Origin of the sequence: Flavobacterium sp. 2, assembly GCF_049949195.1 — a bacterium.
Classification (GTDB): domain Bacteria; phylum Bacteroidota; class Bacteroidia; order Flavobacteriales; family Flavobacteriaceae; genus Flavobacterium.
Window position 1 is genome coordinate 4,090,596 of the sequence record NZ_CP188206.1, and the last position, 24,370, is coordinate 4,114,965.

Annotated in this window: 21 protein-coding genes; 15 read left to right on the forward strand and 6 right to left on the reverse strand. The window is 32.6% G+C overall.

Features of this window, described 5'->3' with window-relative positions; genetic code table 11:
• Nucleotides 1–24: 24 nt before the first annotated feature.
• From ACNFIH_RS17945 to ftsY, 9 genes are all read left to right on the forward strand, one after another.
• Nucleotides 25–1,368, forward strand: a complete 1,344-nt coding sequence (locus ACNFIH_RS17945) for a dihydrolipoamide acetyltransferase family protein (protein WP_426484161.1) — start codon at nt 25–27, stop codon at nt 1,366–1,368.
• A 214-nt stretch (nt 1,369–1,582) separates the two neighbouring features.
• The gene (locus ACNFIH_RS17950) at nt 1,583–2,353 is read left to right on the forward strand and encodes an exonuclease domain-containing protein (protein ID WP_426484162.1); all 771 of its coding nucleotides are present in this window, start codon (nt 1,583–1,585) and stop codon (nt 2,351–2,353) included.
• Between the two features lie 78 nt (nt 2,354–2,431).
• A complete protein-coding gene (locus tag ACNFIH_RS17955; protein ID WP_035647849.1) occupies nt 2,432–3,043 on the forward strand; it encodes a fumarylacetoacetate hydrolase family protein in 612 nt (203 codons plus the stop codon).
• The gene (locus tag ACNFIH_RS17960) at nt 3,043–3,387 is read left to right on the forward strand and encodes an Hpt domain-containing protein (RefSeq protein ID WP_426484163.1); all 345 of its coding nucleotides are present in this window, start codon (nt 3,043–3,045) and stop codon (nt 3,385–3,387) included. The genes ACNFIH_RS17955 and ACNFIH_RS17960 overlap by 1 nt, the downstream gene beginning before the upstream one ends.
• A 191-nt stretch (nt 3,388–3,578) precedes the next feature.
• A complete protein-coding gene (locus ACNFIH_RS17965) occupies nt 3,579–4,832 on the forward strand; it encodes a competence/damage-inducible protein A (protein ID WP_426484164.1) in 1,254 nt (417 codons plus the stop codon).
• 71 nt (nt 4,833–4,903) lie between these two features.
• Nucleotides 4,904–5,140: a 50S ribosomal protein L28 gene (rpmB, locus tag ACNFIH_RS17970; protein WP_008468080.1), complete on the forward strand. Its 237-nt coding sequence runs from the start codon at nt 4,904–4,906 to the stop codon at nt 5,138–5,140.
• A 27-nt stretch (nt 5,141–5,167) separates the two neighbouring features.
• The gene (gene rpmG, locus ACNFIH_RS17975) at nt 5,168–5,350 is read left to right on the forward strand and encodes a 50S ribosomal protein L33 (protein WP_008253902.1); all 183 of its coding nucleotides are present in this window, start codon (nt 5,168–5,170) and stop codon (nt 5,348–5,350) included.
• 71 nt (nt 5,351–5,421) lie between these two features.
• Nucleotides 5,422–5,574, forward strand: a complete 153-nt coding sequence (locus ACNFIH_RS17980; protein WP_008468081.1) for a DUF4295 domain-containing protein — start codon at nt 5,422–5,424, stop codon at nt 5,572–5,574.
• A gap of 188 nt (nt 5,575–5,762) precedes the next feature.
• Complete coding sequence (ftsY, locus tag ACNFIH_RS17985) at nt 5,763–6,716, forward strand: signal recognition particle-docking protein FtsY (RefSeq protein ID WP_035647842.1); 954 nt, start codon at nt 5,763–5,765, stop codon at nt 6,714–6,716.
• Nucleotides 6,717–6,988: 272 nt separating this feature from the next.
• Here the strand turns inward: ftsY and ACNFIH_RS17990 are convergent, their stop codons facing one another.
• The gene (locus ACNFIH_RS17990; protein WP_426484165.1) at nt 6,989–8,053 is read right to left on the reverse strand and encodes a serine hydrolase domain-containing protein; all 1,065 of its coding nucleotides are present in this window, start codon (nt 8,051–8,053) and stop codon (nt 6,989–6,991) included.
• A gap of 234 nt (nt 8,054–8,287) precedes the next feature.
• On the opposite strand from ACNFIH_RS17990, the gene ACNFIH_RS17995 reads away from it, so the two are divergent.
• Together ACNFIH_RS17995 and ACNFIH_RS18000 are read left to right on the forward strand one after the other, a co-directional pair.
• On the forward strand, nt 8,288–8,728 hold the full coding sequence (locus ACNFIH_RS17995; RefSeq protein WP_426484166.1) for a hypothetical protein: 441 nt from the start codon (nt 8,288–8,290) through the stop codon (nt 8,726–8,728).
• Nucleotides 8,709–9,005 carry a DUF721 domain-containing protein gene (locus ACNFIH_RS18000; protein WP_142451307.1) on the forward strand — a complete coding sequence of 99 codons (297 nt, stop codon included), beginning with the start codon at nt 8,709–8,711 and terminating at the stop codon, nt 9,003–9,005. Before ACNFIH_RS17995 ends, ACNFIH_RS18000 begins: the two co-directional genes overlap by 20 nt.
• A 163-nt stretch (nt 9,006–9,168) precedes the next feature.
• Here ACNFIH_RS18000 and ACNFIH_RS18005 read toward each other — a convergent pair whose 3' ends face one another.
• The 3 genes from ACNFIH_RS18005 to bshC form a co-directional block, all read right to left on the reverse strand.
• Nucleotides 9,169–9,588: a nucleoside-diphosphate kinase gene (locus ACNFIH_RS18005; RefSeq protein WP_031456090.1), complete on the reverse strand. Its 420-nt coding sequence runs from the start codon at nt 9,586–9,588 to the stop codon at nt 9,169–9,171.
• A 178-nt stretch (nt 9,589–9,766) separates the two neighbouring features.
• A complete protein-coding gene (locus ACNFIH_RS18010; protein WP_426484167.1) occupies nt 9,767–11,038 on the reverse strand; it encodes an acyltransferase family protein in 1,272 nt (423 codons plus the stop codon).
• Nucleotides 11,039–11,155: 117 nt separating this feature from the next.
• Nucleotides 11,156–12,745, reverse strand: coding sequence for a bacillithiol biosynthesis cysteine-adding enzyme BshC (bshC, locus tag ACNFIH_RS18015; protein ID WP_426484168.1), 1,590 nt, complete (start codon nt 12,743–12,745; stop codon nt 11,156–11,158).
• A 274-nt stretch (nt 12,746–13,019) separates the two neighbouring features.
• Here bshC and ACNFIH_RS18020 point away from each other — a divergent pair, with 274 nt between their 5' ends.
• From ACNFIH_RS18020 to ACNFIH_RS18035, 4 genes are all read left to right on the forward strand, one after another.
• The gene (locus ACNFIH_RS18020; protein WP_426484169.1) at nt 13,020–14,297 is read left to right on the forward strand and encodes an MFS transporter; all 1,278 of its coding nucleotides are present in this window, start codon (nt 13,020–13,022) and stop codon (nt 14,295–14,297) included.
• A gap of 100 nt (nt 14,298–14,397) precedes the next feature.
• A complete protein-coding gene (locus ACNFIH_RS18025; RefSeq protein WP_035648174.1) occupies nt 14,398–14,652 on the forward strand; it encodes an autorepressor SdpR family transcription factor in 255 nt (84 codons plus the stop codon).
• 3 nt (nt 14,653–14,655) lie between these two features.
• Nucleotides 14,656–15,324, forward strand: a complete 669-nt coding sequence (locus tag ACNFIH_RS18030; RefSeq protein WP_426484170.1) for an SdpI family protein — start codon at nt 14,656–14,658, stop codon at nt 15,322–15,324.
• A gap of 32 nt (nt 15,325–15,356) precedes the next feature.
• On the forward strand, nt 15,357–16,721 hold the full coding sequence (locus ACNFIH_RS18035; RefSeq protein WP_426484171.1) for an alpha/beta hydrolase family protein: 1,365 nt from the start codon (nt 15,357–15,359) through the stop codon (nt 16,719–16,721).
• Between the two features lie 79 nt (nt 16,722–16,800).
• Here ACNFIH_RS18035 and ACNFIH_RS18040 read toward each other — a convergent pair whose 3' ends face one another.
• Nucleotides 16,801–20,889: a T9SS type B sorting domain-containing protein gene (locus ACNFIH_RS18040; protein WP_426484172.1), complete on the reverse strand. Its 4,089-nt coding sequence runs from the start codon at nt 20,887–20,889 to the stop codon at nt 16,801–16,803.
• Between the two features lie 8 nt (nt 20,890–20,897).
• Complete coding sequence (locus ACNFIH_RS18045) at nt 20,898–24,269, reverse strand: T9SS type B sorting domain-containing protein (protein ID WP_426484173.1); 3,372 nt, start codon at nt 24,267–24,269, stop codon at nt 20,898–20,900.
• Between the last annotated feature and the right edge of the window lie 101 nt (nt 24,270–24,370).

A 24,370-nucleotide genomic window follows, 5' to 3' on the forward strand; every position in this document is an offset into this window, starting at 1 on the left:
AAAATCACCCTTGAGGTTAACAATATGGCAAGATTTGAATTAAAACTTCCTAAAATGGGAGAAAGTGTCGCTGAAGCAACTATTACAAACTGGTTGAAAGAAGTTGGAGACAGAATTGAAGCTGATGAAGCTGTACTGGAAATTGCGACTGATAAAGTTGACAGCGAAGTGCCAAGCGAGGTATCAGGAGTTTTAGTTGAACAGTTATTTGGTAAAGATGATCTAGTTCAGGTAGGGCAAACTATTGCAATTATTGAAACAGAAGGTGATGCTCCAACTGAAACAAAAGTTGAAGAAGCAGCAGTTCCGGTAGCAGCGGCAGAAATTGAAAAAACAATTGAAGCAGTAAAAGAAACAGTAAGTGCTCCTCATGATTTTGCTTCATCGGACAAATTCTTTTCTCCATTAGTAAAAAATATTGCTAAAGAAGAAGGGGTTTCTGTTGCTGAACTTAATGGTATTCAGGGCTCAGGAAAAGATGGACGAGTTACTAAAGAAGATATTTTAAAATATGTTGAAGACCGTAAATCAGGAGTTGTTCAAGCACCAAAAGCGGTTGAAGAAGCGCCAAAAGTTGTTGTTGAAACTCCAAAAGTAGTCCAAGCAGCAGAGCCAGTGGTTCAAAAAAGCCAGCAGGCAGTTCCGGTTTCAGTAAATGGAGGTGACGAAATTATTGAAATGGACAGAATGCGTAAACTGATTTCAGGTTACATGGTAGCTTCGGTTCAGACTTCAGCACACGTACAATCGTTTATTGAGGTTGACGTAACAAACATTGTAAAATGGAGAGATAAAGTTAAAACAGCTTTCGAAAAAAGAGAAGGTGAGAAATTGACTTTTACGCCAATCATGATGGAAGCGGTTGCAAAAGCGCTTAAAGATTTCCCTGGAATGAACATTTCTGTTGATGGTGATTATATTATTAAAAAGAAAAATATAAACTTAGGAATGGCGGCAGCTTTACCAAACGGAAATTTAATTGTTCCTGTAATTAAAAATGCAGATCAGTTAAATCTTGTTGGAATGGCAAAAGCGGTTAATGATTTAGGAAACCGTGCAAAAGCTGGAAAACTAAAACCAGACGATACACAAGGTGGAACTTATACCGTTACAAATGTGGGAACTTTTGGAAGTGTTTTTGGAACGCCAATTATCAATCAACCACAAGTTGGAATTTTAGCACTTGGAGCAATTCGTAAAGTTCCTGCTGTTATTGAAACTCCAGAAGGTGATTTTATCGGAATTCGTCAAAAAATGTTCTTGTCGCACTCTTATGACCATAGAGTTGTTGATGGTGCATTAGGAGGAAGTTTTGTGAAAAGAGTAGCAGAATATTTAGAAGCTTTTGATGTAGATAGAGATTTCTAATCTATTCATGAATAAATTTTAGACCCGGAAAATGATTTCGTTTTCCGGGTTTTTTATTAGTAAAAAAATAGAAAAATAAATTTTAGACAACGCTATTTTAGATTCTTTTTTGAAGTTAAAATTTAAAAAATAGTCTAATTGTGGGCAAAAAAATAAAAATAGGGTCGGAAAAGTCGGCTTTAAAATTTACATTTGTAATCTTATAAAAATTAAAATGGAATTAAAACTTAACAAACCAATTTGCTTTTTTGATCTTGAAACAACTGGAATTGATATCGGTAAAGATCGTATCGTAGAAATTTCAATATTTAAAGTTTTTCCAAACGGAAATAAGGAAAGCAAAACATGGTTGGTGAATCCTACTATTCCAATTCCGCCACAAACTACAGCTGTTCATGGTATCACCGATGAAAAAGTGGCAAACGAGCCGACTTTTTTAGAACTGGCTCCACATATTCATAATATGATAAAAGATAGTGATTTGGGAGGTTTTAACTCAGATCGTTTTGATATTCCGCTTTTGGCCGAAGAATTGCTTCGTGCGGGAGTTGATTTTGATATGAAAAATAAGGTTTCGGTAGATGTCCAGACTATTTTTCATAAAATGGAAGAGCGTACCTTAAGTGCGGCCCTAAAATTCTATTGTGGAAAAAGTCTTGAAAATGCACATTCTGCAGAAGCAGATACAATGGCAACTTACGAAATTTTAAAAGCACAATTAGATCGTTATCCGGAATTGGAAAATGATATGAAAGTGTTGTCTGAATTTACAACACGTAAAAAAATTGCTGATTTTGCCGGAATGATTGCTTTTGATCAAGATGATGATGAAATTTTTACTTTCGGAAAACACAAAGGCGCCAAAGTTGAAAAAGTTTTAGAAACAGAACCGGGGTATTTCAGCTGGATTCAAAATGCAGATTTCCCTTTGTATACCAAAAAAGTTTTGACAGGAATTAAATTAAGAAAATTAAATACGAAATAAGGTTCTGAGGTGCTAAGATTCTAAGGCGCTAAGTTCTTAGTGTCTTAGTGTCTTAGAATCTTAGCAACTTAAAAAGAAATGAAGATTATTTGCATCGGTAGAAATTATACCAATCATATTGCGGAATTAAAAAATGAACGTCCAGATGAACCTGTGGTTTTTATGAAACCGGATTCTGCAGTTTTGTTAAAACAACATCCGTTTGTAATTCCAGAATTTTCTGAGGAGATTCATCACGAAATAGAGATAATTGTTAAAATTAACAAAGTAGGAAAGTATATCGAACCAAAGTTTGCTCATAAGTATTATGATGAGATTAGTGTTGGTATCGATTTTACTGCCAGAGATTTACAAGATAAATTGAAAGCAAAAGGATTGCCTTGGGAAAAAGCAAAAGCATTTGACGGTTCTGCGGTCATTGGAGATTTTTTACCAAAAAGTGATTTCGTTTCTATGGAAAATCTTACTTTTGAGTTAACAAACAATTCTAAAACAGTTCAAAAAGGAAATACAAGTTTGATGTTGTGGAAAATTGATGAACTTGTGTCGTATGTTTCGCAGTTTTTCACATTAAAAATTGGAGATATTATTTTTACAGGAACTCCCGAAGGTGTTGCTGCTGTAAAACCAAATGATGTTTTAGAAGGATTTTTAGAAGATAAAAAATTATTCAGAATACAAGTAAAATAATGGCTTTAAAGTATAACCTTTCGAAAGTATATGCGCTTTCAGATAATGATCCGGAATTTGTAAATGAAATTCTTAAATTATTTGTTACTGAAGTTCCTGAAGATTTAAAGCAAATCAAAGAAGGAATTAAGAAAAAGGATCATAAATATGCCTATTCATACGCGCACAAAATAAAGCCTACATTGGATTTGATGGGCTTGAATGTAGCTTTTGAAGAAATTCTTCAAGTAGAAGCATGGACAAAAGCTGAAGGCAAGAAAAAAGATATTGTTGAAACTTTTAAGAGTATTAGAATACAAGTAAAAGAAGCAATAAAAGAAATAAAAAAAGACTTTGATCTTTAAAATTTAAAATCTGATTTATTCCTGTTGCAAAAAAAAACAGGAATAAGTTAAGATTATTATTCATGAATTTTGTGAAAGCGGCTTTTGACTTGTAAAGGCGTTTTAATACCTCCCCAAAAACAAAGTTTAAAAATATTCCATTGTAAATTTTTGGCTTACTTAAGTAAGAAATAATAAAGCATTTTAATGTTATGAAAGCAACTATTATAACTATAGGGGACGAAATATTAATAGGTCAGATTATTGATACGAATTCAGGTTTTATTGCGAAATCATTAGACCGAATTGGAGTTGAAGTAACGGAAATGATCTCAATAAGTGACGATAAAAAACATATTTTAGATGCTTTTTCCCAACTTCAAAACAAAGTTGATATTGTTATTGTAACCGGTGGTTTAGGCCCGACAAAAGATGATGTTACTAAAAAAACATTCTGCGAATATTTTGATGATGAGTTAGTTGTTAATCCAGAAGTTTTGGCGCACGTAACACAATTGATTGAAGGTTTTTATAAAAGACCAATTTCACAATTGAATAAAGATCAGGCTTTGGTGCCTTCAACTTGCACAGTTCTTCATAATCAGGTTGGAACCGCACCTGGAATGTGGATGAAAAAGGAAAATACTGTATTTGTTTCGCTTCCGGGAGTTCCGTATGAAATGAAATATTTGGTTGAAGAGGAGATAATTCCAAAAATAGTTAGAGAATACAAACGTCCCTATATCATTCATAAAACCATTTTGACCTATGGTCAGGGTGAAAGTTTAGTTGCGGAACGTATTGAGGAATGGGAAAATAACTTGCCGGATTTTATCAAATTGGCTTATTTGCCAAATCCGGGAAGAGTGCGTTTGCGTTTAACTGCAAGAGGAACTGATAAAGAAGAATTAGAAAAAGCAATTGAAGACAATGTTCGGTCGTTGGATGCGATAATTCATGATATAATAGTCGGTTATGAAGAAAATGAAACAATTGAAACTGTAATTGGCAAACTGCTTTCGAAACAAAATAAAACAATTTCAACTGCGGAAAGCTGTACCGGAGGAAGAATTGCTTCGCTTTTGTCTTCTGTGCAAGGTTCGTCAAAATATTTCAAAGGAAGCGTTGTTTCGTACGCAACAGAAGCTAAGGTCAATGTTTTGGGTATTTCGCAAGATTTAATTGATGAATATTCGGTTGTAAGTGCAGAGGTTGCAAAGGCTATGGCTTTGAGCGTGAAAGAGATGCTTAAAACGGACTATGCAATTGCGACAACCGGCAACGCCGGACCGTCAAAAGGTGACTCAGATGCTGAAATTGGTACTGTTTTTATAGCTTTGGCAACACCAGATGATATAATTGTAGAAGAATTTAACTTTGGTCAACCACGTGAAAAAGTGATAGATAGAGCGACTATTAAGAGTTTAGAAATATTACAGAAAGAAATTTTAAAAATTGTGCAATAATTTTTTGCTACAATGGTTTATTTTTCTTTTCTTTGCACCCTGATTTTGAATAACGATAAAAGATAAGTATAATGTCAAGAGTTTGTGACCTTACAGGTAAAAGAGCGATGGTAGGAAATAACGTTTCTCACGCTATGAACAAAACTAAGAGAAAGTTTTCTGTAAACTTAGTTAAAAAGCGTTTTTATCTTCCAGAAGAAGATAGATGGATTACTCTTAGAGTAGCAGCATCTACGATAAAAACAATTAATAAAAATGGAATCACTGCTGTTTTGAAAAAAGCACAGTCAGAAGGATTTATCAAATAATCTTTTCCTAAATAAATATATAGCAAGATGGCAAAGAAAGGTAATAGAATCCAAGTAATTTTAGAATGTACTGAGCACAAGACTTCTGGTGTTCCAGGAACTTCTAGATATATTACAACTAAGAACAAAAAAAATACTCCAGACAGATTAGAGATTAAAAAATTTAATCCAATCTTGAAAAGAGTAACTGTTCATAAAGAAATTAAGTAATAATTAGAGATTTATAAGTCTCAGTGGTTTGGCCATTTGAGTTTTATAAAACTTCAAATAACATTTGAATCATGGCAAAGAAAACCGTAGCATCGTTACAAACATCTTCTAAGAGATTATCAAAAGCCATCAAAATGGTAAAATCTCCTAAAACTGGTGCATATACATTCGTAGAATCTATTATGGCTCCTGAAGAAGTTGATGAATTCTTGAAAAAGAAATAATTACAATTACATTATATAGAAAAGCTACTTTCATTCGGAAGTAGCTTTTTTATTACCTATATTTGTCTAAAAATTTAGAGAATCGTAACAATTGGCTTTTTTTTGAGAAACAATTGCACTTTCTTTAAAGATTTAGATTTCTGATTTGAAAATCAAGAAATCTAATAATCAAAAAATCTACAAAAAAAATGAGTTTTTTTAAAAAATTATTCTCTACCGAAAAAAAAGAGACTTTAGACAAAGGTCTTGAAAAAACAAAAACTACTTTTTTCTCAAAGTTAAGTAAAGCCGTTGCCGGAAAATCTAAAGTTGATGATGATGTTTTAGATAATTTGGAAGAAGTTCTTGTGGCTTCGGATGTTGGAGTAAATACAACTTTGAAAATTATCGAGAGAATCGAAAAACGTGTTGCTGAAGATAAATATTTAGGGACTGACGAATTGAATCAGATTCTTAGAGATGAAATTGGAGCGTTATTGTCTGAAACCAATACTGGCGAAGCAACAGAATTTGAAGTTCCGAAAGATAAAAAGCCTTACGTTTTAATGGTTGTGGGAGTAAACGGAGTAGGGAAGACAACAACAATTGGAAAATTAGCTTATCAGTTTAAGAAAGCAGGCCACAAAGTTGTTTTAGGTGCTGCTGATACTTTTCGCGCTGCTGCAATTGATCAATTGCAAGTTTGGGCAGATCGAGTTGATGTGCCAATCGTAAGACAAAATATGGGAAGTGATCCTGCGTCTGTAGCGTTTGATACTTTACAATCTGCTGTAGCTCAAAATGCCGATGTTGTTATTATTGATACCGCTGGACGTTTGCATAATAAAATCAACTTAATGAACGAGTTGACAAAAGTAAAACGTGTAATGCAGAAAGTAGTTGCTGATGCTCCGCACGACGTACTTTTAGTTTTGGATGGTTCAACAGGTCAAAATGCTTTTGAACAAGCAAAACAATTTACTGCAGCGACAGAAGTTACTTCGTTAGCAGTTACTAAATTAGATGGAACAGCAAAAGGCGGAGTTGTAATTGGTATTTCGGACCAATTTAAAATTCCTGTAAAATATATTGGTGTTGGTGAAGGAATTGAAGACTTGCAGGTTTTCAATAAATATGAATTCGTTGACAGTTTCTTTAAATAATTAAAAATGAGTTTAGAATCTTTAAAAAATCTATCGCCTGTAGCATTTTATTTCGCAAGCGTTATATGTTTCGTTTTAGCAAATGTGTTAAGAGATAACAGTCTTTCTTTTTACTATATTTTATTGGTTCTTGGAATAGGATTCTTTTTTATGGGAGTTCTAAAAAGAATGAAAACCAAACGATAATTTTTTCAGTTTTTATTTTCTGAAAATAGAATGAGTTTTTAAATGGGAAAAGTTTTAAATCGCCTTTCCCATTTAAAAACTCTTTTTTATTGATATAAAGCATTAATTTTTTCCCAAAGTGTTTTGTCAAAATCGGATAGTGCAAGATTTTGGTTATCTGCTGCATCGCCCATTCTGATTACAACCATTTTTTTGCTCGGAATTACGTAAATCTTTTGATCATTTTTCCCTAAAGCCATAAACATATCGCTTGGACCAGTCGGAATTACACTTCCCTGAAAAGTAAGTTGCGATTGTGGTAAATGGTAGGAAGTTTTTCCGTTTAGCCACCATAAATAGCCATAGCCTAAATTGATGTTTTGTGAGGTTGTTGTGGTTTCATTGAAATAAGCTTCGTTCAAGATGGTGTTGTTCTCCCATTTTCCTTTATTTAGCATTAAAAGCCCAAAACGCGCCATGCTTCTTGTGTTGCTGGTATAGACGCTGTTGACATCGATTTGAACCCAATTACCGTTCATTCCGATTTTGTCTCTTAATTTACTGTTGAAATAGGTTTCCCATTTTTGTCCGCTTGCTTTTTCGACAACATCTTGTAACTTTACGTATACATTGTGATATGCCCATCGAGAACCGGCATCGGCTTTGTATTTTAAATTGGCAGGTTCAACATCATCTGTGCTGTCGTCTAATCCTGATGTCATCGTTAATAAATGTTTGCAGGTAATTAGGTTTTCCTGTGCTAATGTTTCGCTTGTCCAGCCAGTGCCCAGATATTTTGAAACTTTATCATTTATATTTAATAAATTTTCTTGTTGTGCAATTCCGGTAACGGTTGAAGTCAATGTTTTTCCGGCACTGGCCCAATACCATGGTGTTGTTGCTGAATGTCCGTTGAAGTAATTTTCTAATACGATTCGGCCGTTAACTAAGATTATGAACGATTTGGAGTTTTTGAGCTGTAAATAATCCAAAAGAGGCTGAACGGCATTTTGATTCCATTTTAAATCGGCTATTGATTTTGTTTCCCAAGTATTTCCTGTTAAGGGCGGGAAATACATACTTTCTGAAGGAGATGTTTCTGGTTCAGTAGAATCTTTGCTGCAACTTACAAACAATAAGATTGTCAGGATGGTACAAATAGTTTTGGTCATGTTTTTTTGGTTTAGGTTTGGGGTTTGACCAAAAATATGTAAAATAGTTTAATGGGTTTTGTAAATTTTTATTTCTTTTATATGATATAAAGTTACCTTTGTAATTCACTAAATTTTCTTTTGAAAACGGGAGCCCTAGCCCTGATGGGAGCGGCATCCTTTTATGGTGGGGTTCACCATAAAAGATACAGCGGACAGCAGGAAACAGCTCCTTATTAATATTATAAATTATTTATGAAAAACACTTTTATGATTTTGGTTTTATCGCTTTTGTTTGTGAGTTGCAAACAGGAAATAAAGCCCGCAGACATTGCAAAACTGAATGGATATTGGGAAATTGAAAAAGTAGTTTTTGATAAAGGTGAAGAGAAGGCGTACGGAATGAATGAAAACTTTGATTTTTTTAATATTAAAGGTACTAAAGGAACAAGGACAAAAGTGATGGCGCAACTGGATGGAACTTTTTTGACAACAAATACTTTTGAAAATGTATCAGTTAGATTTACGGATAAAGGGACTTTTTTGGATTATAAAACGAGTTATGCCAAATGGAGTGAGGAATTAATTTCAATTTCTGATAAGGAATTTGTGGTGAAAAATGATCAGAACAAAGAATATCATTATAAAAAAGCGGAACCAATTAATATTTTGAATGATGGCGAAAAGACTAAATAACGAAAGTACGATTGGAGCTGTTTTGCAGCAGATTATTCAGGTGAATAAATTGCAACCTGGAATGGATCAAATTGATGTAAAAGAGGCGTGGACAAATTTAATGGGAAATGGAGTTAAAACATACACGAGAAATGTTGTTTTGAAAGGAAGTACGCTTTATGTTGAATTGGGTTCGGCTGTTTTAAGGGAAGAATTAAGCCACGGAAAATCAAAAATCGTAAAGATGATTAATGAAGAATTGGGCCGTGAGGTGGTGAAGGATGTGGTTTTGCGTTAGACTCGCTTAGACTTCTTAGAATTTTAGACTTACAGATTTACTTAGATTTTAGATTGTTTTAAAATAAATTGTCAAAAAAATAAAACCCACTTCATTGAAGTGGGTTTATTTTTTATTTTAAGATCTAAGACAGTCTAAAATTCTAACTGTCTAAGAAGTCTAATTAGAATTGCTCTCTTCCAGCAAAGTGGAATGCACCTTCGATTGCAGCGTTTTCATCGCTGTCAGAACCGTGAACTGCATTTTCTCCGATAGAAGTAGCATATGCTTTACGAATAGTTCCTTCAGCAGCTTCAGCTGGGTTTGTCGCTCCAATTAAAGTTCTGAAATCTTCTACTGCGTTGTCTTTTTCTAAAATTGCAGCAACAATTGGTCCGCGTGACATAAATTCAACTAATTCTCCGTAAAAAGGTCTTTCTGCGTGAACTGCGTAAAATGCTTTAGCATCAGCTACAGTTAATTGAGTTAATTTTAATGAAACGATTTTGAAACCTCCATTAGTAATCATTGCTAAGATATTCCCGATGTGTCCGTTTGCAACAGCATCTGGTTTAATCATTGTAAAAGTTCTATTTGTTGCCATTTTATTGCTTATTTTTAATTTTGTGCAAAAGTAGACTTTTTTTGTGAATTGATTTTAATAAATTCATAATTTAAATAGGTTAGAATGGTGTTTTGATTAAGAAAAGTCTCAATTATGAATATTGCCATAAAAAAAGAGGCAGACAACCGTCCGCCTCTTGATAATTTGATAAGGAAAATTATACTTTAAATATTAATTTATTTCTGTAGAATATCCATAAGATAAATGTCCAAATGCCTACATAAACTAATGCGCCAGCTAATGAAGCTGTCATTGGATTATTAAAAAATGGTGCAATCCAGAAGCTGTACAGATAATTTAATAAGTTGATTTTTTCTGAAGGAGCATGCGGATTTTGGAATTCAATCATTACTAAAGCCTGCGGAATAATCTGTGATGTAAAAAATACAATCATTGGATTTACTCCCCAGATTAAAAACAGTTTAAATCCTTTTTTATAATCTTTGATATCGATTATTAAATACAAAACGGTTAAAAATACTGTCGCCAGTCCTGTTGTATACAAAACGTAACTGCTGGTCCAGATTGATTTATTTATTGGGAAAACAACATCCCAAAGCAAACCAAAAAATATAAGTACGGTTCCTGCAATACCCATTTTTTGGGCTTTTTGAATTTTGGTTGTATCTAATTGCAGAATTTTCCCAATCAATAGACCAATAATTCCGTTTACAATTGATGGAAGGGTACTTAAAATTCCTTCAGGATCCCAAGTCACTGTGCCTCGGTACATGTGTCCTTTTAATAAAACGCCATCAAGCCACGCAGAGAGATTTGTTCCTTTATCAAGATTAGCTTCTCCGATTCCGGGAACTGGAATTAGTGTCATTAATGCCCAATATCCGAGTAACAAAACTATTCCGGTAATAATTTGAGTTTTTTGAGAAGTTTTCAAATATAAAAGTGAAACTACAAAATAGACAATTGCGATTCGTTGTAAAACTCCTGGAAGTCTGACATCTTGATAAGCTTCAATGCCACTGTAAGCCAGAAATAAGTAAATAATCAGAATTGAAAATGCTAAAATGTTTTTGATTTTTGAACTAAAATTTCCCATTAAAGCATAGCCAACAGCAATAGTGATGGCTAAACGCCCAATTAAAAGAGGAATTCCTTCAAGCCCAAATAACTGAATTTTTCCAAAAAAATTAAAGAAGATTCCAAGACAGAACATTCTTAAAGAACGAATCAGAATTTTGTTGAAAGTGGTGTTGTCGTAGAATTTATCAGGCATTGCAAGAGGTACGGCAACTCCCATAATAAATACAAAAAATGGAAAAACTAAGTCGGTTGGCGTGCAACCATTCCATTCGGCGTGTAGTAACGGCGGATAAACATTGCCCCAGTCTCCGGGATTGTTGACAATTGTCATTAATAAAATAGTGAGTCCGCGAAAGACATCTAGCGAAATTAAGCGTTCTTTTACCATTGGTTTAGGGTAAATAGGTTAGTTAATAATTTTAAAAATCGCTATTTGGTTTATTGGATAATAATTTTGAGAAGATAGGTGGTTATTTGGTTCTCAGAATTATTATTTTATTGTTTTTTAAATTGTTATAATATTAAAATTCATTTCTAATGGTTTTAGTTTTTGGATTAAAAGCGGAATTAATTGTTCGCCTTTTTCCAGATAAAATTCAGAAAAATTGCTTTGACGTTCTTGTAAACTATTATTTGGGAACAATTCACATTGCAAGTCGATTACTCGTTCTAATTGATCGCTTAATTTTCTTTTTTGTGCTTTTAATAAGCGTTTTTCTAAATTCTCAAGGCCTTTTGTCTGTTTTACTTCCTGAGCTTTTACAGCGCCAGAAAAAGATTTGTCAGTTTGATTGGCCAGATTGTAAAGATATTCAAATTGTGTTTTCAGCAATTCTTTTTGAGGTGTTAAATCAATTGGAAAAGCTGAAATTTTGTGTGTAATCGCATTTACTAGATTTTCCTGTTTGGTGAATAAATCTTTCCAGGTTAAATCTAAATTATCGGCTTTTTTAGCTTGTTTTTCTGTCGAAAGAAGAACCGAATTACGCACTAAAATTATTGGAAAAGTAATATTTACAGCATCAAAAAAAGATTTTAATTCCAACCAATAAGCAATCTCTCCGCCTCCGCCAATGTAGCATAAATTAGGAAGAATAATTTCCTGATATAACGGACGCATAATTACATTTGGGCTGAATTTCTCTGGATTGTTTTCTAAAACTTGAAAGATTTCATCTTTAGAAAATGATATTTTGGTATTGTTAACGTGATATTTATCGTTTTCAAAAATGATTCTTTCACGTAAATCATCTTCGATATAAAACAAATTAATTTCTCGCGGATTTACCTGAACTGTATAATCTTTTAGAGTTTCAATTGTTTTTTGAACAGCTTTATAAGAAGTGTTTTTCTCTAATTCTTCTTTTACAAATGGAATAAAAGCACGTTTTAAATTAGCATCATCAGCATCCAAAATTACTAATCCGTAATTTGCGAATAAACTGTTAGCTAAAAAACGAGTTGCATCTGCGAGATTATCATGATTTAAATAAGCATCTTCAAAAAGCTTTTTTAAAGTATTTGCGTTTGTATTTGACCCTAATTCTAATGAATAAATTTCGAAAAACTCAGCTAAACCTTCAGTTGAAAGTCGGCCAACCGGACCAGTGCTTTCTTTGTTCCATCTGAATTTTTTTCCTTTAAAATTAAAGTAATTAATTTCTTCAAAATCATGATCTTCGGTCGCCATCCAATAAATTGGGACAAAATTATTTGATGGGTATTTTGACTTTAATTCTTTGGTCAAATTAATTGTCGAAATGATTTTATAAAGAAAATACAAAGGACCGCTAAACAAATTTAATTGATGCCCCGTTGTAATTGTAAAAGTATTTTCTAATGCTAAAAGCTCAATATTTTGCTTAGTTAAATCCGAAATCTCAATATTTTGATATTGTTTTTTTAGCGTTTCAACCAAAGGAATTCGATTGTTGTTGTCAAAATTGGATTGTTTTTCCTGGATTTGTTTTTCGAAATTCTCCAATGTTGGAAAATTATTATATAAAGATTGCAGTGCTGGTTTTTGATCTAAATAATCTTGTATCAAGGTAGAGAAATATCCTGAATTTTGATAGCTGATACAGTCGGTAGGCATAATTTTAGATTTATTTTTGATAGCTGTAAATTTAATGAAAATATACAGTTAAAAACGTTTTTAACGATTGCTTATGATTTGATTTTTTGTTAATGATTTTTAAACTTCATAAAATCAGGTTTTTAAATTTGGATAAAATAGTAGTTTGTAAAACGTAAAAACACATTGAATTTGTTAAAAAGCAATTGATGTTTTGAAACTATTTTGGTTAAATGTGAATTATTAATAATGAAACTATATTTTTGTAATCAAAAAAAAGTTATATCTATTTTACATGAAAACTAGCCCTGATCAGAAAAACTCTTTAAAACATGTTCTTTTTGGAAGCCTTATAGGTACCACAATTGAATTTTTTGATTTTTATATTTATGCCAATGCAGCAGTATTGGTTTTTCCACAATTATTTTTTCCTAGTGCTGATTCAACAATGGCGACTCTGCAATCTTTAGCAACTTTTTCAATCGCTTTTTTATCGCGCCCTTTAGGTTCCGCTTTTTTTGGACATTATGGAGATAAAATTGGTCGTAAATTTACCTTGGTTGCAGCGTTATTAACTATGGGAATTTCTACGGTTGCAATTGGATTTTTGCCAAGTCATGCGAGTATTGGTATTGCAGCTCCTTTATTATTGATGTTATGTCGTTTCGGACAAGGTGTTGGTTTAGGAGGAGAGTGGGGCGGAGCTGTTTTATTGGCAATTGAAAATGCACCACCAAATAAACGAGCGTGGTATGGAATGTTTCCTCAATTAGGCGCTCCAATAGGTTTGCTGCTTTCGGGCGGTACTTTTTTATTGTTGACAGATGTTATGAGTAATGAAGATTTTATGAATTATGGATGGAGAATTCCATTTATTGCGAGTTCGCTTTTAGTTGTTGTTGGGTTTTATATCAGAACAAAAATTAGTGAAACGCCTTCGTTTGAAAATTCTAAAAAAGAGCATGAGGAAGTAAAAGTTCCATTTTTAGCTCTGGTTAAATCGTATAAAAATCAACTTATTTTTGGAACATTTTGTGCTATTACAACTTTTCTAGTTTTTTATCTAATGACTGTTTTTACATTGAGTTGGGCAACCTCAGATTTAGGAATTGTAAAAAGAGATGGATTGTTAATTCAATTATTTTCGGTATTGTTTTTTGCTATTTTCATTCCAGTTTCGGCTGTGGTTGCTGATAAAATTGGTCGTCGTAAAATGCTTATTATTGCTACGATTGCTATTGCAATTTTCGGATTTTTCTTTTCTTATTTTTTAAGTACTGGAAATATCGCTTTAGTTGCTACTTTTGCTTGTATCGGAATGGCTTTAATGGGTTTTACTTATGGTCCGTTGGGAACTTTTCTTTCAGAGTTGTTTCCAACGAATGTTCGTTATTCTGGAGCTTCTCTAACCTTTAATTTGGCGGGAATTCTTGGAGCGGCTTTTGCACCTATGATTGCAATTTGGCTGGCATCAACTTATAGTGTGAGTTATGTAGGTTTGTATTTAACTGCGGCCGCTTGTATTTCTTTATTTTCATTTTTGGTAATAAGTAAAGATGAACATAAGTTTTAAAAGAATATCTATAGATATCAAAAGCAGTAATGTAAAAAATTACTGCTTTTTTTTTTGTCAATTAAAAAAGTATTTAGATATTTGTCTAAATATATAAATGATGAATGAGATTTTTAAAGCATTAAATGATGCAACCCGTAGAGAGATTCTTGAACTGTTGAAGCAGAAAGATTTGACAGCGGGAGAAATTGCTGATGCTTTTAATATTTCGAAACCTAGTATTTCTCATCATTTAGATATTTTAAAACGAGCCGATTTAATTACATCCGAAAAAAAAGGGCAATTCATTATTTACTCCATTAATACCACAATAATGGAAGATGTTTTGCAATGGGTACTAACTTTTAAGAAATAAAAAATGAATTTAGAATTTAAAAAAGAGCTTCCAATTATTGGAATTGTTCTGATTCCGTTTGCGTATTTGGCTTTTATTTGGAACAGTCTTCCAGAAAGAGTTCCAGTTCACTGGAATATGAACGGAGAAATTGATAGTTGGGGAAATAAGTCTTTTCTGGTTGTAATAGTTTTTATCCTTCCTGTATTAATGTATGCTGTAATGTTCGCTGCAGCAAAATTAGATCCTAAAAAAAGGATTTCTTTAATGGGAAAAAAGTTTTATAAACTGAAGTTTTTTATGGTTTCGTTTATGTCTTTACTGGCTGTATTTCTTCTATATGTTTCAAAAAATCAGTCGGCTTCAAATCCAAATTTAATGTATATTCTAGTAGGGATTCTGTTGATGGTAATGGGAAATTATTTTAAAGTGATTCAACCCAATTATTTTATCGGAATCAGAACACCTTGGACACTCGAAAGTCAGGAAGTTTGGAAAGCTACACATACATTTGCCGGGAAGCTTTGGTTTTTTGGTGGTTTGATTATCATCGTTGGCGGTATCATTTTTTCAGGCTTTATTTTTGCAAAAGCTTTTGTTGGCATTGGATTTACTTTAGCTTTTGTACCAGTTGCATACTCTTTCATCAAATTTAAACAATTGGAGAAAAAACAAAAAAATCACAACTCTTAATTATCAATAATACCTTATTTATTTCAATAAAAATGATAAAAACAATACTTATTATAATTACGGCTTTACTTTCTTTTATAATGAACGGGCAAGAAATTGCAGGACAATGGAACGGACTTTTAAAGGTGCCGGGAACTCAATTAAGAGTTGTGTTTCATGTCAATAAAACTGAATCAGGATATAGTGCGACAATGGATAGTCCGGATCAGAAAGTTACAGGAATTCCTATGGGAAAAGCTTCTTTTGATAATTCTATTTTAAAATTAGAAATGCCAAAGGCGCAAATTTCTTACGAAGGAATTTTGAATAAAGACAATATCATTGTTGGAAAATTTACGCAACGAGGACAATCTACCGAACTTAATTTATCTAAAGAAATTATTCAGAAACAAGTTTTTGCCAGACCTCAGGAACCTCAAAAACCGTATCCTTATTATACTGAAGATGTGAAATTCGAAAATAAAACAGATAAAGTGGTTTTAGCTGGAACATTATCCCTTCCTAAAAAAGAAGGCAATTTTCCTGCAGTGATTTTGATTTCTGGAAGTGGAGGACAAAATAGGGATTCAGAAATTTTAGGACACAAACCATTTTTGGTTTTAGCCGATTTTTTGACCAAAAAAGGATTTGCTGTATTGCGTTTTGATGATCGCGGTGTTGAGCAATCTTCAGGAGATATTTCAAAATCCACAACTGCTGATTTTGCAAGAGATGTCCAGGCTGGAGTTGATTATTTACAAACCAGAAAGGAAATTAATAAAAATAAAATTGGATTAATTGGTCATAGTGAAGGTGGAGTAATTGCTCCAATTGTTGCTGGAAATTCAAAGGCAATTGATTTTATCGTTTTGTTGGCAGGACCAGGACTTCGTGGAGATAAATTACTGCTTCTGCAAAAAGAAGCGGTTGAAAGAGTAAGTGGAGTTCCAGAAAGTGATATTCAAAAAACACAGGAAATTTTTAGAGGTGCTTATGATATCATTCTTGTATCTAAAACAAATGATGAAAATTTGAAAAAAGATGTTACGACTTATTTTGCATCAAAATATAATGAAGAAATTGCAAAATCATTAACGCCACAATTTACAAATAACTGGATGTATTATTTTTTAAAAATGGATCCGGCAGTAAATTTAGCAAAAGTAAAATGCCCAGTTTTGGCCCTTAACGGCAGCAAAGATATACAAGTTCCTGCAACTGTTGATTTAGAAGCTATTAAAAAAACGTTGCTGAAAGCAGGAAATAAAAATGTAACAACAAAAGAACTTCCTAATTTAAATCATCTTTTTCAAGAGTCAAAAACGGGTTCTCCGGAAGAATATGAAAAAATTGAACAGACTTTTTCGCCTTTGGCTTTGGAAGAAATATCAAACTGGATGATGGTACAAACGAAATAGATAAATTTTCGGTTTATGAATTGAAGTTCGCATTGATCTAAATTTTCTATTTAAATCAATGCGAACTTTGTTATTTAATTTATCTTTTCAAACTAAAATGACCTTTAAATTCTGTTCCATTTAATCTTGTAACAATAAACCAGTAATCTGATGCTGGCTGTTCTTGTCCAAGATAATTTCCATCCCATGAAGTATTTTTATTTAGTTCTTTAATGAATTTTCCATAGCGATTAAGAATTTTGATTCCAGTATTTGGAGCCAAATACGCAAAATCTATTGTCCAATAATCATTATATCCGTCACCATTTGGGGTAAAGAATTTCGGAAAAGGGAGTTCGTCAACAAAATTAATGCAATTACTTGTTGTTGCTTCTAAAACTAATATTGTAACAGGAATTCGGTCACTTTCACAATTATTTATTGTTTCTAAAGCATAATAAGTCATCCCGTTTTCAAGCAAAGTTGATTCGGAAAGGCTTATTGTCGAGGTCAGACTTTCAAACCATTTTATGTTTTCTCCAGAGATATTGATGTCACTGATTTTTGCTTTCTGCTGAATGCAAAATGTTTGCGGCGAATCGGCAATTGGATTTTGAGTGTCCTGAATTTTTACGGTAACGGCAAATCTTTCGCTTTCGCAATTGTTTAATGTTTGAGTTGCGTAGTAAATTTTATTTTGCAATAAAGTAGTTGTTGGCAAAAGTGCTCCGTTTGTTGCTGAATCATACCATTTTATATTTGTTCCAGTAATATTTAGATTCGTAATTGTAGCATTTTCATCAATACAAAAAAGCTGACTATTATTTCCCGTAGGTATTGCAGTATCGTAAACATGAACTAAAACGGGAATTCTGTCACTTTCACACCCAATAGTCTGCGATGCGTAATAAGTTCTATTGTTTTCTAATAAAGTTGTGTTTTGCAAAGTTGAGGTAGACATATTAGTATCAAACCATTTTATATTTTGCCCAGAGATTTGAAGATTACTCAAAGTTGCATTTTCATTTTTGCAGAATGATTGAGTAGCATTTGCCGTTGGCGCAGATGGCGTATTTACAATAGAAACAGTTACACCAGATCTCGGTCCCTCGCAATTATTAATAGTTTGAGAAGCATAATAGGTTTTGCCGTTTACAAGATTTGTAGTTTCTGCTAAGAGAGAACCATTTGTTAAAGCATCATACCATTTTATTGAAGTTCCAGAAACTTGAATATTAGCGATTGTTGGATTCTGACTTGTGCAAAAAGACTGGTTTGCATTTCCTGTTGGCACAGAAGTGACTTGGATATTAATGGTAACTGGAATTCTACTGCTTTCGCAACCGTTTATAGTTTGTGAAGCATAATAGGTTGCCTTATCTTGAGCTACAGTTGTAGGTGAAACAAGTGTTCCATTTGTTAAGTTACTATACCATTTTATGTTTTGACCCGTTATTTGAATTTCATTTAAAGTTGCATTTTGCTGCACACAAAAAATTTGTGGAGAATTTGCTGTTGGTAATGGCTGACTTGTAATGGTTACAGTTTGGTTTTGCGTAGATGAATTTCCATTTCCATCACTGTAATTCCATACAATTGTGTAAGTTCCTGGTAAAGCATAAGACAACGGACTTGTGGTTGTTGCATTGATTACTCCTGCACAAGCGTCATTGGCTGTTGGAATTGTTGTTACTGTTGTGCTACAATCACCAGTTATAGTTGGAAGCGTTGCTAAAACAGGAATTGGAGCTTCTATGTCGCCAATTAAGACATTGATTTTTCCTGTACCGTCACAACCACCTGTTCCTGTAACTAAACAGCTATATTCTCCACTATTAGATGTAGTTGCATTTGGTATTGTGGGATTTTGTTCTGTTGATGTAAATCCATTTGGACCAGTCCATAAATAGTTAGTTCCACCTGATGCTTTTAATTCTAATGTTTTACCAATGCAAATAGGAGAATTACTTCTAAGCGATATAGAATGCTGATTGTAGTCTTCTGAAAATTTCAATAGAAAATAATTTTCTTGTCCTAAAATATTTGATTGATATGAGCTATTATCTGCGATACCATCATTTTTTGCTGCAATTCCACTTACATACAATCCAGCGTTGTTATCAAATGCAATTTTAACATCAGAATATCCACCATAACCATTTCCAAGAAATGTCCCCCAAGTAAAATCTCCATCTTTAGAAAATTTACCTAAATATCCCTGAGATTCATTTTTTTCAATGTAAGAACAAGGTGTTGTTAATTTGGTCTTATAGGCTGCACCATGTTGAGAAGCACCAATGTATATAGAATTATTTTTTATGATAATTGAATGTACAAAAGCAGTTCCTAAATAAGAACCCCAAATTCTTTTTCCATTACTATTTAATTTGGCAAAAAAACCTTTTTCATATATGTATTGACTTGAACTTTCAAAGCTGCCTGGTGTGGTCATTTGACTATCACTTTCGGTTTCTCCGCCAATATAAATGTTATCATCGTTATCAACATCAACTGAAAGTATTTCTTCATTGTGTTCTCCTCCATAGTAAGTTCCCCAGATTCTTTGTCCATCTAAAGAAAATTTATATAAACTACTGTCTGGTTGTCCACCTGGACCGTGTATTTCTTGATGAGTACCTGGCGTTGAGATACCATTATAACTCCAAGTAGTACCTCCTGTTATTAAATAATTATCTTTTACTCTGATAGCTTTTAATTCATCATAATTTTCTCCACCAACATACGTACTCCAGATTAAATTACCGTTAGTATTAAATTTAGCTAAGAAACCATCATGATCATTCCCACTGCCAAGGCTTAATTGTGTTTGAAAATTACTATTGATAGCAATATTTGTTTTACTGTAGGTGAATCCTACAATATAAATGTTGTTGTTGTCATCTACATCTAATGCAGCTGCCGAATCATCTTGATCTCCTCCAATATAAGTTCCCCAAAGTCTAACTCCAGAATCGTTAAATTTTACCAAGAAAGCATCATAATAATCGCCAATACCATTCAAATTAGGTTTGTACGAACCTGGAGTACTTATATTAGTTAATGCCTGAGTTTCTCCAATAATTAGTATATTGTTTTGATTATCAATTTTGATATCTCTTATTGAATTATCTTTCATACCTCCGTAATACGTTGCCCACAAACGATTACCATTAGTGTCAAATTTAACAATTATTCCATTTTTGCTGCCAAAAATAAAAGGAGGAATTGATGTCTGATGCGCTCCTGACGTAGCATAAGATAAATTAGAGGCCCTTGTTTTACCTGCAATGCAAACATTTCCTAAGTTGTCACTAGCAGTGATACTAACTTGACCAATATTGGTAAAATCGTTCGTTTGATCCCCATAAAAAGTTCCCCAAAGTCTCGTTGGTACCGGATCAATCACAATAGTTTTCCCATTTACAACATTAGAAGAACTAAACCCATAAACATTTTTTTTAACCTTGGTATATCCAATTTCAATTTCCTTTTTGCTTCCGTCATCCTCAATCCAGCTTGCCGGAAGTGTTTCTTCCATTTTTCCAAAACGAATATTCATTTGGATTTTGTTGTCAACCAAATCTGTTTCAGCGCCATTAAATTTTAATTGAATGTTTGAAATTTTTCCTTTTGGATGAATAACAAAATTATATTCAACGGTTTTTTGAGGATCAGCTGGAATTGTAAAAACAGCATCAATATTTGGATAAATGTTTTTATAAGTAATTTGTTTGAATTGATAAACACCGAGAACTCCTTCAGGTTTGTTTGGAACATTATAATAATTATCAAAATCAGCCGATTTTTGTTCAGCTATCAATTCAACTTTAGAATTTGAATTTAAAAAGTCAATATCAATTCGATGAAAAGTATATTCTAAATTAAAATCTTCTTTTTCTTCTTTTTTATTGTCATGAAAGTGGGACGAATTTTCTCGTTCATTTCTTGGATCATTTGGTTGTGTTACAGGAGTTTTTTTTATTTCATAAACATCATAGGAAAATCCATTTTTCTTTAATTGAACATTTAATCCGTTAGAATTTAATAAATATAAAACGGAAGAATTTGATTTTCCTTTTTGATCAATAATCTGACCTTTATTCTCTTTGAAACCAATTGATTGATTTTTATTTTGAGAAAATACAGGAATGAAAAATAAAAAGAATAGAAAAAATAAAATGTGTTTCATAAATAATCTTACCTCTTTAGGCTAAAATGTCCTTTGAATTCTTTGCCATTTAATTTCGTAACAATAAACCAATAATCCGATGCCGGTTGTTGCTGTCCGAGATAATTTCCATCCCAAAAGCCGTTGTTGTTTAGCTCTTTAATGAATTTTCCGTATCGATTAAATATTTTGATTCCTGTGTTTGGCGCTAAGTATTCGAAATCTATTGTCCAATAATCATTATATCCATCACCATTTGGAGTAAAGAATTTAGGAAAAGGAAGTTCCTCAACTAAATTAATACAATTGCCAGCAGTTGCTTCTAAAAGTGATATGGCAACTGAAATTCTTTCACTTTCACAATCGTTTATAGTTTCTGAGGCAAAATATGTAATTCCATTTTCAAGCAAAGTTGATTCGGACAAACTTATTGTCGAAGTAGGGCTTTCAAACCATTTTATGTTTTCTCCGGAAATATTGATGTCACTTATTTTTGCTTTCTGCTGAATACAGAATGTTTGCGGCGAATCGGCAATTGGATTTTGAGTATCCTGAATTTTTACGGTAACAGCAAATCGTTCACTTTCGCAATTGTTTAATGTTTGGGTTGCGTAGTAGGTTTTACTTTGGAGTAAAGTTGTTTTTGGTAAAACAGTTCCATTTGTAGCCAAATCGTACCATTTTATGTTTGTTCCAGTAACAACCAGATTTGCAATTGTTGCGTTTTCATCAATGCAAAAAAGTTGGCTATTATTTCCAGTAGGCAATGTCGTATCATAGACATGAACTAAAACTGGAGTTCTGTCACTTTCACATCCAACAGTCTGCGATGCGTAATAAGTTCTATTGTTTTCTAACAAAGTTGTGTTTGGCAAAGTTGAGGCAGACATTGCTGTATCAAACCATTTTATATTTTGTCCTGAAATTTGAATAGTATTCAGCGTTGCATTTTCATTTTTGCAGAATGATTGAGTAGCATTTGCTGTTGGTGCAGAAGGTGTATTTACAACCGAAACAGTTATTCCAAATCTTGGTCCTTCGCAATTATTTATAGTTTGTGAAGCATAATACGTTTTGCCGTTTACAAGATTTGTAGTTCCGGCTAATAGAGAACCATTTGTTAAAGCGTCATACCATTTTACTGAAGTTCCGGTGATTTGAATATTAGCAATTGTTGGATTTTGACTTGTGCAAAAAGACTGATTTGCGTTTGCTGTTGGTGCCAAAGTATTTTGAATTGTAACAATAACAGGAGTTCTGTCGCTTTCACAGCCATTGATGGTTTGTGATGCATAATAAGTTAAGCCATTTTGAAGTAAAGCTGTATTAGATAAAAGTGTTCCAGCAGTTTGGGCATCATACCATTTTATATTTTGCCCAGTAACTTGGATATTAGCTAATGTGGCATTTTGCTGAATACAAAACGTTTGTGGAGTAAGTATGTTTAATTTTTGAGGTTTGGTTTTTGTGTATAGTTTCAAATCCTGTTCAACGAAACATAATGGATTATTAGAGAAATAACTTTTGACTTTTATAGTCTCTTCATTCTTGATTTTGTTCGTATAGGGATTTGGAAGCGGACTTGGTAGTAAAACTCCATTTTGATCTCTATATTCAATGATTAAGTTTGTTTGATTTCCTGCAACAAGTGCATTTAAGTTTGATGTGTCAAAAGAATTTGAAATACCAGATCCAGAATTTGCCTCACAAGCATAGATAGGGTTTAATGTGAAGTTGTTAGGAATGTTTGTTATTACGATTTCCTTTTTTAAAGTTTGAGTTTCAGTGCCGCATTTTATCACTGCAGAAACATTATATGTACCACTGGCAGTAAATTGATGCTGCGGATTATTGATTGTTGCACTATTGTTTGTTGTTGAATTTGGATCATCAAAGTTCCAAGTTACAGAATCAAAAGTTCCTTTTACTTCAAAAATTGTCGGCGTATTAAAACAAGTATTTTCTGCTAATATTACTCCTGAGGTAGTTGATAATGGATCAAGTTTATACTTGTATAACATGACATCAGAAGCATTATTACCACTATTGTTATTGATGACTGTATTGTTAATTGTAAGAGGTGAACTTTGAAAGTTAGCAGTCAAATAAAGATCATTTCCATTAAATAAAATTGGACCGGCTGCATCAGTAGACATTGTATTCGCGTAATAATTTGTGCCAGAAGATTTTAATATGAATTCAGAATCAAAATTTTCTAAGTTTACTTTAAAAAGTATTAATTCTTCCTTGCTATAGCTGCTATTTTGCATACTTGTCACATTATTATTAGCAAAATTCATTGTTCCTGTAAAACTTGAAAAAACAAATAATTCGTTGCCTTTTTCAGTTAAATAGGCAGTATTTCCTGCATAATCTCCATCAATACCAGGTATGTCAAGAGTCGAAGAATTATTAAATTGCTTGATTCTTTCTAAGTTTCCATTATTTACATTGAATTCGCATAAAGCGCTTTGTGTTATATAATATCTATTTGTAGGATCTGTATAGATAGTTCCAAGGATATCTGCGAATTTGTAAAAAGCGCTCCACAAATATAATTTGTTGTTATTAGGATTGTAATGTAAAAGAGTTGGCCTAAAAGCTGATTCATATTTAGTTTTATTGTTGGATATTTCTTTTGTCCAAACAATATTTAAATTTGAATCTATTTTACCAATATCAGAGTGCGTATAGCTGCTATTATAATTTGAATAACTTGAAAAGTATATATTTCCATTAGAATCCATTTCAGTACTAGTATAATCATCATATCCTGATCCAAATTTTTTAGCATCTAATAAATCGCCATTTAAAGAGAATTTAGAGACAAATAATAATGGAGGATGAGAAAAAGAACCATAATTTATAGGATTAGTTAAAGTTATTTCATCATTTATTTTGATGGAATTATAAAATGTTCCTGTTACATAAACAGTATCGTTATTAACAAATACATTTCGCATTCCGTAGTAGCCGTCATTGCCCATCGATTTATTCCAAATCAAATTTCCATTTTTATCAAATTTGAATAAATTTAATCCAGGATACATTGGAAAACCGCTAAACATTATAGGAAACGGACCAATAACGTTGTGGGAATCAGTCCAAGTCAATAGAAGATAAATATTTCCTTGACTATCACTTGCTAATTTGCTTGCATAAATTGTAAAACTATCAATTTCTTTTTTCCATAATAAATTACAATTTAAGTCAAATTTGTATATAGCAGCAAAGATTCCAAAATTCCCTGAATTTTTAACGAGATATAATCCATCATCTGTTTTCTTCAAATCTGATACACTATCGTCATTCCAGCCTCCCAAATTTTTAGCACAATCAAAACATTGTGCTTGTATTAAAAAAGAGAAAAAGAAAAATATTAAAAGTAATTTTTGTTTCATTTGATAAATTTGGATCGAAGCAAATGTAATTAATTATCTACAAAACCAAGTCAAAAAATCAAAACGGCACCCAACAAAATCTTTTCCTGAAAAAGTCCTTA